At 58.9% G+C, this 17,816-nt stretch carries 13 protein-coding genes; 3 read left to right on the forward strand and 10 right to left on the reverse strand.

Going from position 1 to position 17,816, the window contains the following annotated elements; genetic code table 11:
* Positions 1-41 precede the first annotated feature (41 nt).
* Both J0G10_RS10120 and J0G10_RS10125 read right to left on the reverse strand, forming a co-directional pair.
* On the reverse strand, positions 42-470 hold the full coding sequence (locus J0G10_RS10120; protein WP_220558374.1) for a DUF6896 domain-containing protein: 429 nt from the start codon (positions 468-470) through the stop codon (positions 42-44).
* Positions 467-5,242: an RHS repeat-associated core domain-containing protein gene (locus tag J0G10_RS10125; protein ID WP_220558375.1), complete on the reverse strand. Its 4,776-nt coding sequence runs from the start codon at positions 5,240-5,242 to the stop codon at positions 467-469. Before J0G10_RS10125 ends, J0G10_RS10120 begins: the two co-directional genes overlap by 4 nt.
* 243 nt (positions 5,243-5,485) lie before the next feature.
* On the opposite strand from J0G10_RS10125, the gene J0G10_RS10130 reads away from it, so the two are divergent.
* Positions 5,486-6,181 (forward strand): HAD-IA family hydrolase, encoded by a 696-nt coding sequence (locus tag J0G10_RS10130; protein WP_116255218.1) that lies wholly within the window; start codon positions 5,486-5,488, stop codon positions 6,179-6,181.
* A 73-nt stretch (positions 6,182-6,254) separates the two neighbouring features.
* Here the strand turns inward: J0G10_RS10130 and J0G10_RS10135 are convergent, their stop codons facing one another.
* Positions 6,255-7,001: a 3-oxoacyl-ACP reductase family protein gene (locus tag J0G10_RS10135; RefSeq protein WP_095047765.1), complete on the reverse strand. Its 747-nt coding sequence runs from the start codon at positions 6,999-7,001 to the stop codon at positions 6,255-6,257.
* A 126-nt stretch (positions 7,002-7,127) separates the two neighbouring features.
* Between J0G10_RS10135 and J0G10_RS10140 the strand changes: the two genes are divergently transcribed.
* A complete protein-coding gene (locus tag J0G10_RS10140) occupies positions 7,128-8,051 on the forward strand; it encodes a LysR family transcriptional regulator (RefSeq protein WP_095047764.1) in 924 nt (307 codons plus the stop codon).
* A gap of 119 nt (positions 8,052-8,170) precedes the next feature.
* Here the strand turns inward: J0G10_RS10140 and J0G10_RS10145 are convergent, their stop codons facing one another.
* The 3 genes from J0G10_RS10145 to J0G10_RS10155 form a co-directional block, all read right to left on the reverse strand.
* Positions 8,171-8,899: an aspartate/glutamate racemase family protein gene (locus tag J0G10_RS10145; RefSeq protein ID WP_095047763.1), complete on the reverse strand. Its 729-nt coding sequence runs from the start codon at positions 8,897-8,899 to the stop codon at positions 8,171-8,173.
* Positions 8,900-8,954: 55 nt separating this feature from the next.
* Positions 8,955-10,493 carry an NCS1 family nucleobase:cation symporter-1 gene (locus J0G10_RS10150; RefSeq protein WP_220558376.1) on the reverse strand — a complete coding sequence of 513 codons (1,539 nt, stop codon included), beginning with the start codon at positions 10,491-10,493 and terminating at the stop codon, positions 8,955-8,957.
* Positions 10,494-11,070: 577 nt separating this feature from the next.
* Positions 11,071-11,805, reverse strand: coding sequence for a phosphoadenylyl-sulfate reductase (locus tag J0G10_RS10155; protein WP_093431738.1), 735 nt, complete (start codon positions 11,803-11,805; stop codon positions 11,071-11,073).
* A 165-nt stretch (positions 11,806-11,970) separates the two neighbouring features.
* Here J0G10_RS10155 and thrH point away from each other — a divergent pair, with 165 nt between their 5' ends.
* Positions 11,971-12,588 (forward strand): bifunctional phosphoserine phosphatase/homoserine phosphotransferase ThrH, encoded by a 618-nt coding sequence (thrH, locus tag J0G10_RS10160; RefSeq protein WP_108226653.1) that lies wholly within the window; start codon positions 11,971-11,973, stop codon positions 12,586-12,588.
* 108 nt (positions 12,589-12,696) lie between these two features.
* On the opposite strand, the gene pabB is transcribed toward thrH, so the two are convergent.
* The 4 genes from pabB to rloA form a co-directional block, all read right to left on the reverse strand.
* Positions 12,697-14,040 carry an aminodeoxychorismate synthase component I gene (gene pabB / locus J0G10_RS10165; RefSeq protein ID WP_220558377.1) on the reverse strand — a complete coding sequence of 448 codons (1,344 nt, stop codon included), beginning with the start codon at positions 14,038-14,040 and terminating at the stop codon, positions 12,697-12,699.
* Positions 14,041-14,359: 319 nt separating this feature from the next.
* Positions 14,360-15,346 carry an alpha-L-glutamate ligase-like protein gene (locus J0G10_RS10170; protein WP_220558378.1) on the reverse strand — a complete coding sequence of 329 codons (987 nt, stop codon included), beginning with the start codon at positions 15,344-15,346 and terminating at the stop codon, positions 14,360-14,362.
* Positions 15,346-16,881 (reverse strand): osmotic stress tolerance membrane protein RloB, encoded by a 1,536-nt coding sequence (rloB, locus tag J0G10_RS10175; protein WP_093431750.1) that lies wholly within the window; start codon positions 16,879-16,881, stop codon positions 15,346-15,348. Before rloB ends, J0G10_RS10170 begins: the two co-directional genes overlap by 1 nt.
* 5 nt (positions 16,882-16,886) lie before the next feature.
* A complete protein-coding gene (gene rloA / locus J0G10_RS10180; protein WP_053116866.1) occupies positions 16,887-17,423 on the reverse strand; it encodes a retropepsin-like aspartic peptidase RloA in 537 nt (178 codons plus the stop codon).
* Positions 17,424-17,816: the final 393 nt, after the last annotated feature.

Here is a 17,816-nt window from a genome sequence, read left to right on the forward strand (position 1 = left end):
TTTTAAGGGCCTGAGTGAGCAGGCCCTTTTTGTGGTCGTGTCTAATCGGTATCTTTTGAGTCAGCCAATACATACAGGTTACTTATGCCTGACATTTTTTTGATTTTTTTTAGCTCTATATATTCTTTGAGTTCTTTTTTAATGGTTTCTTCATCGCAATATTTTCTATGTTTAGAGGGTCTTTCACGGGCAAAGTTGTATAGGCGCCAAGTATCAAATCCATTGATTTCACCGTTAGGGCCATAGTCGAAATCTACGCTTCCTGTCGATAAATTGATGCGGCAGCCAATACCATGTAATTCATATTTAACGCCTCGAGTGACTCTCCCGCGTCGCTTTATTACCTTGGTGTACCAAAGCCTTCGAATGTCTCGAGTGCCAAATTTGCGCTCAAATATCAGGGTGCTGGACTCCACCATGGAGATGAAGTCATTTATCAGGATGTCCAAAGTTTCATTTTGGTCGCTCATCTTCTTCTCCGGTGCTCCAATCTGTCCAGGCCCACATTGTTTGCTGACTCTAATATATCTTCAATGCTTCTTAGCGCTCCGTTATACGCTTTGAGATCGGTTATGAGTTGGATTGTCACATTAGTCGAAGTTTGCCGTGCAGCTGCTGCGCGATGGTGTCCGTCCAGAATATATAGGTTGCCGTCATGTTCTATGACCTTGATGGGATCTGTTGGATCGTATCCGTTGCGCATTTTATTTTTATAATCCTCGACTGTCTTGGTTGAGGTTTTTCCCTCTATTGTATGTACTCGCTTCAAAGTTTTTGGATCTATATTGTGAGCAATTTCCGGTAGTTTCGGCTCATTCTCATCAACCTGAGCCCCATCACTTCCACCCGGCACCTCACACCCAGGCTTATTCGGCGGCGGGCAGTTGGAGTTCAAACCCAACGGATCCACCCACCCCGTCGGATTCGGCACGTACTGGTACTGATTCAGCCCACCCGCCAACTTGATCGGATCCGGCGTCAGATACCGTCCCAGCCGCGGGTCGTAGTACCGGTGGCGGTTGTAATGCAGCCCGCTTTCCCCGTCGAAGTACTGCCCCTGAAAACGCAGCGGCTGGTTCAGGTAGTCGTCGCCAGCCAGGGTCAGCGCGGCGACTTTGCCGTAGGCGTCGTATTGCGCGGACCAGACGATGTCGCCGCTGTAGTCGGTGAGTTCCTGCGGGGTGCCGAGGTGGTCGAGTTGGTAGTAGAACGGGCAGGCCTTTTTCGGGCCTTTACCGTCGAGCAGCGCCAGCGGGCGGAAGGTGCCGGGTTCGTAGACGTAGCTGCGGTATTCGTTTTCGCTGCTTTCGGCGACGAGGTGGTCGCCTTGCCAGAAGAATTCGGTGGTTTCGCCGTTGACGGTTTTGCGGATACGCCGGCCGAAGGCGTCGTATTGGTAACTGGCGGTCTGGCCGTCCGGGCGGGTCAGGCCGATCAGGCGGTGCTGGCAGTCGTAGCGGTATTCAGTGACGAGTGTCTGCGCGCGGCCGCGACGTTCGCGGATCAGGTTGCCGAGGGCGTCGTAGTCGTAATGACGATCGCCTTGCATCAGCAAGCGATTGCCCTGGATCTGGCTGGGGCCGGGGCGGTCCTGCATCAGCAGGTTGCCGGCCGGGTCGTGGGCGAAGGATTCCGGCAGTTCGTCGCGTGAGTGACGGACGCGGATCAGCCGGTCGAGGGCGTCGTAGCCGTAGGTGCGCTGGCCGTGGCGGCTGTCGGCGATGTGCGCGAGATTGCCGTTGGCGTTGTAGGCATAATCGCGGCGGTACAACGCATCGCGCTGATGGCCTACGGCGTGGGCGAGTAATCGTCCTTGATCGTCGTAAGAGTATTCGCTGAGCAGCAGGCCTTGCTGACGTTGTTGTTCGCGACCGGACTGGTAGACGTGACGAGTCAGCGGCGTGCCGTTGAGGTCGATGTCGGTCAGCGCGCCACCTTTGGCGTGGCGGTAGTCGAGCACGCTGTTGTCCGGCAGGCGCATGCGCTTGAGCTGGCCGCAGGCGTCGTAGCGGTAACGAAGGGTGCCCCAGCCCTGATGCTCGGTGATCAGCCGATCCTGGCGGTCGTACTCGAAGGCCAAAGGATGTTGCTGGCCGTCGTCGACCCCGATCAGTCGGCCGAGGCGGTCGTATTGGTAGGAAACCTTGATCCCGTCGGGCAGGGTTTTGAGCAGAAGACGCCCGGCAGCATCGCGCTCATAAGCGGTGACCAGTTGCGAACCGTCATCACCGAACTCGGTCTTCTCCAGCAGATGCCCGTTGAGGTCATAGGCGTACGCCGTGCGGCGGCCGTCAAAACCGACCTCCTGACGAATCAGCCCGGTGGACGTGTAGTCCAGCCGATACTTTTCCCCGGATTCGTTTTCAATCTCGGTGAGCAGCAGTTGCGCATGGTCGTAGCGGTACTGCACCCGTGTGCCGTCGGGGTTGATCCGCCGCGAGACCAGATGCAGGTCGTCGTCATATTCATAACGGGTGATGTGCCCCAGTTCATCGCGTTCAGCGGTGACCTGACCGTAGGCGCCGTAGCTGTAGGCGCGGGTGCTGCCGGTAGGAAAAGTCGTCTGAATCAGTCGGCCAACGGCGTCCCAATGCTGGCGGGTGACCGCACCGTGTTCGTCGGCGGTTGTCGTCCGCCGCCCCAGTGCGTCGTAGGAAAAGCGCCGCACGCCACCGTCGGGCAGGGTTTCCTCGGTCAACTGGCCGAGGCTATTCCAGACCAGCCGATGCCGGCTGCTGTCCGGATAACGGATCGACAGCAACTGACCCCGGGTGTCGTAGTAGTAATGCGTAACCTGACCATCGGGGTCGACCGCCTCGGTGACATCGCCCTCGGCATTGCGCCGGTAGATCCACACCGCATCGCCGCGCGAACGCCGAAACAGGAAACCGTTGCGATACTCGTAGGACGTGGGCGCCTCGTCCGGCGGAATCAGCGCGATCAGCCGTCCGACTTCGTCGTAGCGGTATTCGGTGACCGCACCCAAGGCATCCTGCTCGGCGATCAACCGCCCCGATGATTCATAGACCTTGAGCTGTTCACCACCGTCCGCCGAGACTTTACGCACCAGCCGCGCACGTTCGTCGTGAACGTAGGTCTCTTCGGTGCCATCGACGTAATGCACCGCGACACTGCCGTCACCGTTCCAGACGTAACGCGTGTCCATCTGCGAAAACGATGCCCAGTGACGCACGCAGCGCGCCGATTTCCCCGAGCGCTCCCATTCCCAGAAAAAACTCGCGCCGCCGGCCAGTTGCCGCTGCAGAATCACGTGAGCGTCGTCGTAGTCGTAACGCTCGCTGTCACCGACGGCGTTGGTCGCTTCGATCAGGTGCCGATAAGCGTCGTAGCGGTAGCTGACCAGCGCTTGTTCAGTGCTCCAGGCACCGTCGCGAAACACCTGGTAATCGACCCCGACCAACTGCGCCTGCTCATAGCGCAACAGCAGCGAACGCCCGGCGCCGTTGTCCAGGCGCTGCACCCGGTCAGAGCGATCACGCTGCACCGTCAGACGATTGCCATAGGCATCGCTGATCGCCGTCAGCCGTCCCGCGCGAAAGTGATAGAACCGCGCGGTGTCCCCGGCCAGTGCGAGGATCAGCTCTTCCGGCTCATCGCCCAGAAAAATCGCCGCCCGCGACAAACTGTTGTGAATCGCCGGCCGCTCAACGCTCGGCAACGGAAAACGGGTACGCCGGTTTTCGTGATCGACCCAAACAACCTCATCAGCGAAAAATTCCAGCCGATGCGCCAGCGAATGACTCCAGCCAAACCCCAACCCAACATCGATTTCGGCGGCACTGCTGCGATACAACCGCGTGAACTCAAACGGCAACACGCCATCGAGCAGCGCATCGCTCAGGGTCAGCAGTTCTTCGCCGGTGACCATCGACACCGGGCAGCCGTTGGTGCAGGTGCGCGGCACGCAATCGGCGCTGTCGCCGTTGGGGTTTTTCGCCTGATCCGGCGAATCGTCATGCGGCTCATGCCGCTCGATCCGGCTCGAACCGCCAGACTTGTCCCGCACAACAGGCGCCGGGTTTGGCACGGTCAACACCAGCGAATCGGCCTGACGAATGTTCAGCGGTATCGCCGGTGTCGGTTTCAACTCAACGTCACGCACATTGAGCATCAGCGGTTTCAAAACGCTGGCATGCCGCGTCAAATCCGCCGAGGACGTCAGTTCGGCCAAGCGCAACGCCGAGGCCGCCAGCCACTCCCGCGCGCGCGGCGACTTGATCTTCGCCAGCACCTTGCTGCTCAAGCGCAGTGGCACGCCGATGCCCCCCGACAACCCCATCAGCAGAAAACTGATCAGCAGTTCGGCCCGCACCTCGGCCACCACTTCGGCCAGATACTGCGGCGGCAGCATCTTCAGCCAACTGGTAAACGCGGCCAGATGAATGAACAGCAGCGGTTCGTCACTGAGGATCAGCAAGCCGTTGGCAATGGCGTCGCTGGAGGCATTCAACAACGCCTCAAGCTCGGCCTCGCTGAGGTATTCCAGCAATTTTTCACTGTTGGCCTGCAGGTCGGCGAGCAGGGCGAACACTTGCCGGATGTCATCCCAGACGCCATTCAGGGCTTTCTCGAATCCGCGCCAGTCGGCCTGTTGCAACTGACCGTAACGCTCAAGAAACCCGGCGCTGGAAAATTCCTTCCACTGCGGCTGACATTCACTCCATTCCCCGCGCAACCAGCCCTCCAGCCCATCGATGATGCCCTGATAGGAGGCGTACAGCTTCTTCACATGGTCCGTGGACACATCGGGAAAGAAGGTGATGCGATAACGCTGGCCCCGATCGCAGTCGGTCACTTGCAGAATGCCGCTGGGGCCGATGGTGTAATGCAGCGGTTCGCCGAAAGTCAACACGCCGCCGACATCGGCAAGCACCGGTTCGAGGATTACCGGGGTGTTGCCAATCGGCACAAACCTCGCGGCCTCGAACATATGCACCAGCGTCAGCGACCCGCTGGCCGAGCACATGACCACCGATGAACTGAGCGGCTGGCGCGACGTGATCGGCGCGCTGAGGCGTACGTCGTTGCCGACCGTAAAAACTTGCTCGACATCCAGCGCGGTGCCTGTCCAGAACTGCTCGGCCCAGGCGTCGTAGTGGTTCAGGCACAGGCGGAACTCGCGGATCAGGTGTTCGAAGTCCGGCTCATCGGGATTCAAAGCAGCAACAACGAGCAGGCCGATGCTGTTGTTCAGGGCCAGAAGCCGATCGGTTGGAAGCATTCGCAGTCTCTCGCGCACATCAAAAAGGTGCGGGGACTTTGCGGGGGATCAAACAGGAAAGAAGTCGGGCGAGTAGGCGATGCCTGTAGGACATTTCGCTAAATGTCTGCGAGTAGTTCATCGCTCAATAAACATTGGCCGTTGCTCAATGTCTGTCGCGCTCGTTATGCTGCTGAACCCTTTAATCAGATCCGAGCAGCGGTCCACCTGCCGCTTGGGATGTCTTTGTTAACGGATCCGATGATGAATGCACCGCTGAAGGCGTTCGGCCCGATCAAGGCCGTGATTTTTGATATGGACGGTTTGTTGCTGGACACCGAGGGCATTTACACCGAAGTCACTTCGCTGATTGCCCAGCGCTACGGGCGCACCTTCGACTGGAGCGTCAAGCAGAACATCATTGGTCGCGGGGCCAACGATCTGGCGAACTACGTGGTGCAGGCGCTGGATCTGCCGATCACCGCTGAAGAGTTTCTGGTGATCCGCGAACCATTGATGCGCGAGCGTTTTCCCACGGCGCAAGCGATGCCGGGTGCCGAGGAGCTGATTCGCCACCTCAAGGCGCACAACATCCCCATCGCCGTCGGCACCAGTTCATCGCGGCAATCGTTCGGGCAAAAAACCACGCTGCACCGCGACTGGTTCGCGCTGTTCGACTTCATTGTCACGGCGGACGATCCGGAAGTCGGCGCGGCGAAACCGGCGCCGGATATCTTCCTGACCGCTGCCCGCCGTCTGGGTGTGGCACCTGAGGATTGCCTGGTGTTCGAGGATTCGCCGTTTGGCGTGACCGCAGCGAAAGCCGCAGGCATGACGGCCATCGCCATCCCCGATGCCGCCATGGCCGATGAAAAGTACGCACACGCTGACGGGATTCTTCGGAGTTTGAAAGCGTTCACGCCAAGTGCCTGTGGTTTGCCGGCGCTGGAATGGGTGTAAACGTCTGAGACAAAAAAACGCCGCCCCTCTGTGAAAAGAGGGGCGGCGTTTTGCGTTCAGGCAACTCGGAAAATCAGGCGCCGAAACCACCGTCGATGGTCAGGCTGGCACCAGTGATGTAACCGGCTTCCGGGCCCGCCAGATAGGCGACGAAACTGGCGATTTCTTCGGCTTTACCGTAACGACCGACGGCCATCAACGGAATGAGGCTTTCGGCGAAGTCACCGTGCGCCGGGTTCATGTCGGTGTCGACAGGGCCGGGCTGCACGTTGTTGATGGTGATGCCGCGTGGGCCCAGATCGCGGGCCAGGCCTTTGGTCAAACCGACTAGCGCCGATTTGCTCATCGCATATACACCGCCACCGGCAAAGGGCATGCGGTCGGCGTTGGTGCTGCCGATGTTGATGATGCGCGAACCTTCGCCCATGTGCTTGGCGGCTTCTTGCGAGGCGATGAATACGCTGCGCACGTTGATTGCGAGGGTCTGGTCGAAGTCTTCGAGTTTGAAGTCTTCCAGTGGAGCAACGGCGAGGACACCGGCGTTGTTGACCAAAATGTCGAGTCGGCCAAAAGCTTCGACCGTGGCGCTGACCGCGTGGCGGATCGCTGCGGCGTCGGCACTGTCGGCCTTGATCGCCAGGGCTTTGCCGCCGTTGGCGGTGATACTGTTCTGTAACTCTTCGGCTTTGGCGGTGGAGCTGACGTAAGTGAAGGCTACTGCAGCGCCTTCAGCGGCCAGGCGTTTGACGATGGCAGCGCCGATACCACGGGAACCGCCTTGAATCAGAGCGACTTTGCCGCCGAGGTGTTGAGTGGTCATGTTCGATCTCCAGACTATTCAAGGCGGGATGCCTTGTTGTTGGAGCCGAGTATCGACCTCTGATCCGCAACCGTGTAGACCCTGATTGCTATAGTCTGTGTAAACCAGAAGTTTATAGTGGCGGCCATGGAAACCTTCAGCAGTATCGAATGCTTTGTCCGTAGTGCTGAAGTCGGCAGCTTTGCCGAGGCGGCGCGGCGCTTGAGCCTGACCCCGGCAGCGGTTGGCAAAAGTGTCGCAAAGCTTGAGGCGCGGCTGGGTGTGCGGCTGTTTCAGCGCAGCACCCGCAGTCTGACGCTGACCGAGGCGGGGCAGCTGTTTTTGAGTGAAGTCAGTGCCAGCCTGACCACGATCCAGAATGCCGTGGCCAATCTGGCCAGTGCCGAAGGGCAGCCGATCGGCACCTTGAAAGTCAGCATGGGCACGGTGTTCGGGCGCCTTTATATAGTGCCGTTGCTCGGCGAGTTTCTGCGGCGCTTCCCGGCGATCAATCCGGACTGGCATTTCGATAATCGTCAGGTCGATCTGATCGGGCAGGGCTTCGATGCGGCGATTGGCGGCGGCTTTGAGCTGCCACAAGGTGTGGTAGCGCGCAGATTGACGCCAGCGCATCGGGTATTGGTCGCTTCGCAGGATTATCTGAACGGCAATCCTGCGATCACTCATCCGGACGATCTCAAGCAGCACGACGGAATTCTGATTCGCTCACCGCAAACCGGGCGTGTGCGTTCATGGCAATTGACGCACCGCGATCAGCAGCACAGTCCGTTGATGCTCAAGGCCCGGATGACCATGAGCGATTCCGAAGCCGCGTGTGCGACAGCAGCGCAGGGCCTGGGGATTGCACTGGTGAGCATGCCTTTTGCGGTGGGGTATCTGGAGGCGGGTACGTTGCAGCGAGTGTTGCCGGACTGGTTTGTCGATGATGGCAACATCTCGATTTATTACGCCGAACATAAGTTGTTGCCGGGCAAGACGCGGGCGTTTGTCGATTATGTGATTGAACAGTTTGCGGAGAGAGGGTTGGCGCGGCGGTTTAGTGCTATTTGAGCAACCTTGATACCGAGTTGCGGCCTTCGCGAGCAGGCTCGCTCCCACATTTGGAATGCATTTCCCCTGTGGGAGCGAGCTTGCTCGCGAATGGGGCGACTCGGTTTCCGATGATGAGCTTAGCGGGCAAACCGCCCCGGCCAGCCAATGATGTTCTTCGGCCGAGGTGTCGCATACGTTCGCACTTTCGACGTCGACAAGCGCAAGCGCACCAGCGATTCCGCAATCGTTACCGCCGCCGTGACGCCATCCACCACCGGCACGCCAGTGCGCCGACGAATCTGCTCATCCAGGCCGGCCATGCCGCCGCAACCCAGGCAGATCACCTCGGCTTTGTCCTGCGTCACCGCCAGTTCTGCCTGATGCACGATGGCTTCCAAGGCACGCTGTGGCTCGTGTTCCAGTTCCAGAACGGCCAGACCACTGGCCCGTACCGATGCACAACGATCCCACAGGCCGGACAATTTCAGCCGATCTTCGATCAGCGGTACGGTGCGATCCAGCGTGGTCACCACCGAATAGGCGTGGCCGAGAAACATCGCCGTGCTCGCGGCCGCATCGGTGATATCCACCACTGGCACGTTGAGCAATTCCTGCAGACCTTCGCGACCGTGCTCGCCGTAGCCGGCCTGAATCACGGCATCGAACGGCTGGTCGTAGGCCATCACCCGATCCATCACCGCGATGGCCGCCAGATAGCTTTCGAAGTTGCCTTCAATCGAGTCGGCACCGAAGTACGGCGTCAAACCGACGATTTCGGTACCGGGCGAGGCGACAGCCTGCGCCGAGCGGGCAATGGCCTCGGTGATGGATTCGGTCGTGTTGACGTTGACCACGAGAATACGCATGGGGAAATCCTTATAGCGGGCAGTTCTGCGGCCCGAAGTCCGGGCCACGAGGGAATTAATGGCAGACGTTGTCGACAGCGATCGATTCGCCGCTGATGTCGGCGTAGTGCGCATGGCGTTTGGCAATGATCAGGTAGAGCATTCCGGCGATCCCGGCGCCGATCAGCCAGGAGAACGGCGAGACGCTGTGGAAACCCGGCACGAGCGCCAGGACGATGGCGATCAGCGCCGCAGGAATAAATGCCGCCACCGCACGGAAATTCACCCCACGGCTGTAGTAATAAGCGCCGTCGGGATCTTCGCTGTAGAGCTGCGGGACGTTGATCCGGCCTTTGCGGATCAGCCAGTAGTCGACCATGATCACGCCGTACAACGGGCCGAGCAGGGCGCCGAGGCCAGACAGGAAGTACACGATCACCAGCGGGCTGTTGTAGAGATTCCACGGCAGGATCAGCACAGCGATGGTTGCGCTGATCAGCCCGGCGCGACGGAACGTCAGGTACTTCGGCGCCAGGTTGCTCAGCACGAATGCCGGGGCGACGAAGTTGGCCATGATGTTCACCGCCACAGTGACGATCAGGAATGCCAGGCAACCGAGCACGAGGAAGAAGGTGTTGGGAATCGAGGCGATGATCTCGGTCGGGCTCTCGATGATCCGGCCGTTGATCTGAAATTGCGCACCGCAGAGCAGCACGGTAATCGCGGCGAACACCAGAATATTCACCGGCAAACCCCAGAAGTTTCCTACCTTGATGGTCTTGCGGCACGGCGATGAGCGGGCGAAGTCGCAGAAATTCAGAATCAGCGTGCCGTAGATCGCCAGCCACAACGCGCCGCCGGCAAAAATGTTGCGCCACATCTCGCCACCGGTCAGTGGCTCGCGGATCGACCAGGCAATGGTCGCGTTGGCTTGGAAGTACATCCACCCAGCGAGTGCCGCAACTGTCAGCAAAATCACCGGCCCGGCAAACGCTTCGTAACGGCGGACCATTTCCATGCCGTAGGCGAGGATCGCCAGTTGCACGAACCAGATCGCCACGAAACACACCCAACCCAAAGTCGACAGCCCGAGGATCGAGTTGTGGTCGTATGCGGCGAATCCGGGATGGACTGCCGTGAGCAATACGCGAAATACCACTGACGCCAGGTACGTCTGAATGCCGAACCAGGCGATGGCGATAACCGCGCGGATCAGTGCAGGAATTTGCGCGCCGTGGATGCCGAAACTGATCCGGCTGATCACTGGAAACGGCACCCCGGTTTTCTGTCCCATATACCCGGACAGGTTCATGAAGAAATACACCAGCGCCGCGCCGATCCCCAGCGACAGCAGGATCTGCCAGCCACCCAGGCCAAGGGCGTAAAGGCCGATGGCGAACGAGTAGTTAGCAATGTTGTGCACGTCGTTCGTCCACAGGGCGAAGATGCTGTATTTGCCCCAGCGCCGACCTTCGGCCTTGGTTGGCGCCAGGTCGCTGTTGTGCAGGCGGGGGCTCAGTTGTAACGGCTCGGTCAACCCGTCATCGGGTAACGGCTGGTCGAGAGCAGCGGCGGGCAGATTCAGCGCGATGTTGTTGGAGAGACTTGTACGCATTCCGGCAGGCTCCTGATGTTCAGGGCCGCGATGACTGTGCATAAGCCACAGGGCTCGACAAATCTTCGTCGCGGCAGTGAAAGCATCACTGGTTACGGGGCATCTGCAGCCTGTACGGGATAGGGCGCTTCAGGCTTGCGGATCGAAAGTGTTTATGTTTTGCAGTTTTGTATACAAAACATGTATGCACCTAAGCCAGATCTGTGCCAGTCGTTGATCTATGCGCAGCCGTGCTCATTTCGAAAAGTTATCGATGAGCGCTAAGTGCCTGAAAATAATTGGTTAAAAATTGACCGATTGAACAAGTATTTATTTTTGGCGGGGGATTTTGTTGGCGGGCGGAGGCGAGAGGTTTTTGGTAGGGATGTAACTTTTCAGGGCGCGGATACAAAAAAGTGCACACATAAATGGCACCGATGGTGACATTCGTGTGTACACATTTTTGGAGTCGCTACAAACCCCTGTAGGAGTGAGCCTGCTCGCGATAGCGGTGTACCAGCCAAAAAAATTATCGACTGAGACACCGCTATCGCGAGCAGGCTCACTCCTACAAGGGGGAAATCAGCGCGGCAGGGAGTTAGGCCTTGCTGATGATATTCCCGGCATGCAGCCCGCATTCTTTCTGCGTCGCCTCTTCCCACCACCAACGCCCCTCGCGCTCGTGCTGATTCGGCAGGACCGGGCGGGTGCACGGTTCGCAGCCGATGCTGATGAAGCCGCGTTCATGCAGGCTGTTGTACGGCAGTTCGAGCATGCGGATGTAACCCCAGATCTCTTCGCTGGTCATCTGCGCCAGCGGGTTGAACTTGTACAGGGTGCGCTCAGGAGTGGAGAACGCTGTATCGATTTCCATCACCGCCACGGCACTGCGAGTGCCCGGGCTCTGGTCGCGGCGCTGGCCGGTGGCCCAGGCTTTGACGGTGGACAATTTTCGGCGCAGCGGCTCGATCTTGCGGATACCGCAGCATTCGCCGTGACCGTCCTTGTAGAAGCTGAACAGGCCTTTTTCCTTCACGAACGGTTCGAGTTTCGTGTAGTCCGGCGACACCAGTTCGATGTCGATCTTGTAGTGCTCGCGCACCTGATCGATGAAGCGGTAGGTCTCCGGGTGCAGACGGCCGGTGTCGAGGCTGAACACCTTGACGTTCTTGTTGAGCTTCCAGGCCATGTCCACCAGCACCACATCCTCGGCGCCGCTGAAAGATATCCACAAGTCATCGCCGAACTCGGCGAACGCGAGTTTGAGGATGTCTTGCGCGGATTTGTTGGCATAGGTCGTGGCGAGTTCCACGACGTCGAACGTTGCACTCATCAGGGCGGCTTCCTACAGGTCGGTGGCGCTGGGCGCTCTATATGGCGCTGATGGTAACAAAAAGCTGCACGGCTCGGGGGCGTGCTGTGCGTTGCGCGTCTGCATGTGAGTCGCTAGAGTTCGGCCTCGCTCGACTCAAATAATCAATACAAACGGGAGTGTCTTGTGGAAATTGCTTGCCTGGATCTTGAAGGGGTACTGGTGCCGGAAATCTGGATCGCCTTCGCTGAAAAAACCGGAATCGAATCCCTCAAGGCCACCACCCGGGACATTCCCGATTACGACGTGCTGATGAAGCAGCGCCTGCGCATCCTCGATGAGCACGGCTTGAAGCTGTCGGACATTCAGGAAGTGATCGCCACACTGAAGCCGCTGGACGGCGCTGTGGAGTTCGTCAACTGGCTGCGCGAGCGCTTTCAGGTGGTGATTCTGTCGGACACGTTCTACGAGTTCTCACAGCCGCTGATGCGTCAGTTGGGCTTCCCGACGTTGCTTTGCCATCGCCTGATTACTGACGAAACCGGGCGGGTGACCAGCTATCAGTTGCGCCAGAAAGATCCCAAGCGCCAGTCGGTATTGGCGTTCAAGAGCCTGTATTACCGGGTGATTGCGGCGGGGGATTCGTATAACGACACGACGATGCTGGGCGAGGCGGATGCCGGGATTCTGTTCCATGCGCCGGAGAATGTGATTCGCGAGTTTCCGCAGTTTCCCGCGGTGCACACCTTTGCCGAGTTGAAGCAGGAGTTCATCAAAGCTTCGAACAGAGAATTGAGTTTGTAATGAATACCCCTGTAGGAGCTGCCGAAGGCTGCGATCTTTTGATCTGGTTTTTCAGGATCAAGATCAAAAGATCGCAGCCTTCGGCAGCTCCTACACGGGTTGTGTCATTCAGAGGTTCTGCAGGGTGTCGAGGAGGATTCTGACTTTGGTAATCGACTCCTGATACTCAGCCTGCCAATCCGAATCGGCAACAATTCCGCCACCGCCCCAGCAGCACACCTGCCCATCCTTGACCAACAAACTGCGAATCGCGATGGAACTGTCCATCTCGCCGCGCACGTCCAGATACAGCAACGACCCGCAATACAACCCACGCCGCGTCGGTTCCAGCTCATCGATGATCTGCATTGCGCGAATCTTCGGTGCGCCGGTAATCGAGCCACCGGGGAAACTGCCGGCAATCAAATCCAGTGCGTCACGATCATCCGCCAACTCACCGGTGACGCTACTGACCAAGTGATGCACGTTCGGATAGCTTTCCAGACTGAACAGCTCCGGCACCCGCACCGAACCGATGCGGCAGGTGCGCCCGAGATCGTTGCGCAGCAGGTCGACGATCATCAGGTTTTCTGCGCGATCCTTGGGGCTGGCCAGCAGTTCGGCGGCGTTCGCGGCATCTTCGGCCGGGGTCATGCCACGCGGACGGGTGCCTTTGATCGGCCGGGTTTCCACCTCACGGTCGCTGACTTTGACGAAGCGCTCTGGCGACAGGCTCAAAACGGCACCGCCATCAGGCAAGCTCTGGAAACCGGAAAACGGCGTCGGGCAGGCCTCGCGCAACGCGCAATAAGCCAGCCACGGATCGCCCTGACACGCAGCGCGGAAGCGCTGGGCGAAGTTGACCTGATAGCAGTCGCCGGCCTGGATATAATGCTGAATGCGTTCGAAGGCCTGACGATAATTGTCGGCGCAGAGGTCGGCGGTCATTGGCTGGTTCAGTTTGAACGGCGCCATCGATTCGACAAGCGGCTGGCTGAACAGCGCGATCAGCCGCTGTTTCTCGCTATCGATCACGGACGGGTGAAACACCAGTTGGCTGCTGGCCCTCTGGTGATCGCTGATCAGTGCCCAGTCGTACAGGCCAAAGCGGGCATCCGGCAATTGCAGATCATCCAGCGCCTGGCTCGGCAGGTTTTCCAGATGCCGACCGAAATCGTAGCTCAGGTAGCCGATCAAACCGCCGGCGAATGGCAGGTCGAAACCTGTTGGTAAATCAGCCTCGCCCAGACGGGTCAGATTATCCCGCAGGCGTTGCAGGAAAACTCCGCCGCTTTCGTCGGGCAACACCGCCAGATGTTCCAGCGGCCAGGCGCTGAGCAGGTCATAACGGCCACGGTCGGCACTTGGCCGGCCGCTGTCGAGCAGCACGGCGCCGGGCGCGTTGCGGATGGCCGCGAAGTAGTCGGCGGGATTGGCGCGGTAGGGCAGTGGGTGTACAGAACAGGTCAACATGGGCGGGGCAGATCGGCCGTTGAGGCGGGGTGGGGATTGTAGTCCTCTCCGATGCCAGATCAAAGTCAAAAGCCTCCCCCTCACCCCAACCCTCTCCCCCAGGGGGGCGAGGGGGAAAGGGAGCAGATCTTCATGCTTTTCAAGATCCGAGTTCGGCTCGATATCTCAAGCTGGCGAGGGAAAGGGAGCCGATCATCATGCTTTGATCGTTCCCACGCTCTGCGTGGTAACGCCGCCATGGACGCTCTGCGTCCACTGTGACGCGGAGCGTCACGGGATGCATTCCCACGCAGAGCGTGGGAACGATCATCGGGGGAGATCAGCCCTCGACGGCTGGAATATGCCCAAACATCTCCTGAGTAAACGCCACCCGCTCTTCAACCGATTCAGTCACCCCACGCGCCTTCAGCTCTTCCAGTCGCGCTTCAACCGCATGGGTACGCAACGTCAGCCCGCAATCATTGGCAATCTGAATATTCAGCCCCGGCCGCGCATTCAGCTCCAGAATCAGCGGGCCTTTTTCCTGATCCAGCACCATATCAACACCGATATAGCCCAACCCGCACAGCTCATAGCAGCCGGCGGCGAGTTTCATGAAACCGTCCCAGTAGGGCAGTTGCACGCCGTCCACCGCGTTGGTGGTGTCGGGGTGTTTGGTGATGATGTTGTTCAGCCAGGTGCCGCGCAACGTCAGACCCGTGGCCAGGTCAACACCGACACCGATGGCGCCCTGATGCAGGTTGGCCTTGCCGCCGGACTGCCGGGTTGGCAGACGCAGCATCGCCATCACTGGATAACCCATCAAGACGATGATGCGGATGTCCGGCACGCCTTCGTAGCTGATGCTTTTGAAGATCTGATCCGGGGTCACGCGGTATTCGATCAGCGCCCGATCACGGTGGCCGCCCAGCGAATACAGGCCAGTGAGGATGCTCGAGATGTGATGCTCAAGCTCTTCATGGGCAAGGATCTTGCCCGACACCGTGCGATAGCGGCCCTCGAAACGGTCGGCAATCACGATGATGCCGTCACCGCCAGCGCCTTGGGCCGGTTTGATCACAAAGTCGTTGCGCCCGCCGATGATCTGGTCGAGTTTGTCGATTTCCTTCTCGGTGGAGATCACGCCGTACAGCTCCGGCACGTGAATGCCGGCCGCGATGGCGCGTTCCTTGGTGATGATCTTGTCATCGACAATCGGGTACAGGCTGCGCTTGTTGTACTTGAGCACGTAGTCGGCGTTACGCCGATTGATGCCCATGATGCCCCGCGCTTCCAGGGCCTTCCAGGTCTTCCAGAAACCGAACATCAGGCGTCAGCCTTCTTCAGGAAAGCCTTGAAGCGCACCAGCTCGGTCAGGCGGTAGCCGCGATAACGACCCATCGCCAACATGAAGCCGACCAGAATCAGCAGGATCGCCGGGAAGGTGAACACGAAGTAGACCAGCTCTGGAACGGTCATGATCAGGTGCGCGAGTGACGCCGCGAACAGTGTGCCGATCGCGACTTTCATCGCATGGCTGGCACCGCGTTCTTCCCAGGTGATCGACAGGCGTTCGATGGTCATGGTCAGAATCACCATCGGGAACAGCGCCACCGACAGCCCGCGTTCCAGGCCGAGCTTATGGCTGAACAGGCTGATCGCCGCGATCAGCACCACAACAAAGGTCAGCACCACCGAGAGTCGCGGCAGCATTTGCAGCTTCAGGTGTTCCAGATACGAACGTAATGACAAGCCCAGCGCGGTGATCACGGTAAACAAAAGAATGCCGAAGCCCAGTTGCGTTTCGCGGAAGGCGAGGGCGATCAGCACCGGGGTGAACGTGCCGAGTGTCTGCAGGCCGATCAGGTTGCGCAGAATCAGGATCACCAGCACGCCGATCGGGATCATCACCATGATCATGAACGTCTGCTGAGTCTGCAGCGGCAAGCCGTACAGCGAGTATTCGAGGAAGTTGGCGTCGGTGTTTTCGTCGGTCAGCTTGGCCAGACGAATCGCGTTCATCTCGCTGTTGTTCAGGCTGAAGGTCACGTTGGCTTTTTTGCCGCCATCGACGGTGATCAGGTTTTCATCGCCGGTCCACCACAGCAGGCGGTCGGTCGGCAGGCCTTGCTCACCGGTTTCCGGGTTGAAGTACAGCCAGTCGTTGCCGTTGAAGCTGCGCAGCCACAGTTCCGGGGTTTGCGGCTGGTCGGCGACGAGGCGGATGGTGTGGACTTTTTCCACCGGGACGTGGGCGATGGACAGCAGCAGTTCGACGATTTTGGCTTTGTGCGGCGTCGACGGATCGCCGGCCAGCAGCAATTTCACGTTGTCATCGTTGACGTTGTTGACGCGTTTGATCGCCTCGCCAATAAAGGTTTCGACGTCGGCCGAGTGCTGACGGATCGGCGCGAGCAGGGCTTCGGCGGCGATTTTCTCAGGGCCTTCGATGGCGATGCTGTCGCGGAAGGTCGGGCCTTTGATCTTGGATTTTTCGGCGGTGTAACGCTTGGTCAGCACCAGACGGTAATAAAGGGTCTGGTTGCCCTTGGCCCGGCGCGCCGACCAGGTAACCTTGCGGTTGCCGTCGACGCGGTTGACGGCGACACCGTAGTTATTGGAGATAAAACTCTCGTTGAGGCTGACGTAATCGCGGCTCAACGGCGGCACGAACATCTGGATCTTCACCGGATCCTTGGTGCTGGCGACGAACTCGACCTTGGCGTCGATGTTCCACAAGTCGTCGGTGGCGTCTTCGGTCACCGGGATGCCGAGCACGAAAATCTGATAGGCCGTAACCGAAACGCCCAGGAGCACCAGAATGGTGATCAGGATTTTCAGGTGGAAGGTTAGAGAACGCATGGAAATTACTCGGCGGTATGAGCGGCGATGGTGCAGGCGGGTTTGCCGGCAGCGTATTTAAGGCTTGGATCGACCAGCGCATCAAAGCGTTTCAGCGCTTCGGAGCCAATCAAAAGCGGGTATTGGAACGCACTTCGGTCGGTCAGGTTCACTTCGATGCTGCGCATCGCCGTGCCCATGCAGATATCCAGCTCGATCACCGGACGGGCGGTGTACTTCTTGCCTTCCTCCGGGTCGTAATCGCCGGCGCGGCGCTTGATCTTGCTGACCCGCGCCAGCGGCCGCTCGATCGGGTGTGAATGCGCAGCGTCGATGGCCAGGTAGAAACGTACCCAGGACTCACCGTTGCGTTTAAAGCGTTTGATGTCGCGGGCACTCAGCGATGCGGTTTTCGCACCGGTGTCGAGTTTGGCCGCAACTTCCAGATTGATGCCGTCAAGCGAAGCGTATTCGTTGAGGCCGTACACGGTTTTTTCCCCCGCGGCGGCGAGGCCGGGCAGGCAAAACAGGGCAAAGAATGTGGGAAAAGGCTTGAGTCTCATAAATCCTGGTGCGCAGCGTTCCGTTTTCGGTTCAGGTCCTTGGCAAAACTTGCGCAAGGCCCTTCGTGTGCCTATCAGCTTTTTATGACAAGCCGTACAAATGGCCAGCAAATGCGGGCGGCATTCTAGCACGGTGGGTTTATGGCGCCAGCGCCGGCACCGGTCTATAACCCTTGGGATTCCCTGTGGGAGCGAGCCTGCTCGCGAAGGCGGTGCGTCATCCCAAGCAGATGCTGACTGACACTACGCTTTCGCGAGCAGGCTCCACAGGGGTTAATCGACCAATGGAAGATTGCCTACGGTTATTAGACGATTGTCGACAATGTCTATTTATACTTTGACTGACGCGGGCGAATTGGCTAGTTTTTGCCGCATTGGATTTAAAGGTGTCGA

The sequence above is a fragment of the Pseudomonas germanica genome (genome assembly GCF_019614655.1).
In the GTDB taxonomy this organism is placed as follows: Bacteria; Pseudomonadota; Gammaproteobacteria; order Pseudomonadales; family Pseudomonadaceae; genus Aquipseudomonas; species Aquipseudomonas neuropathica.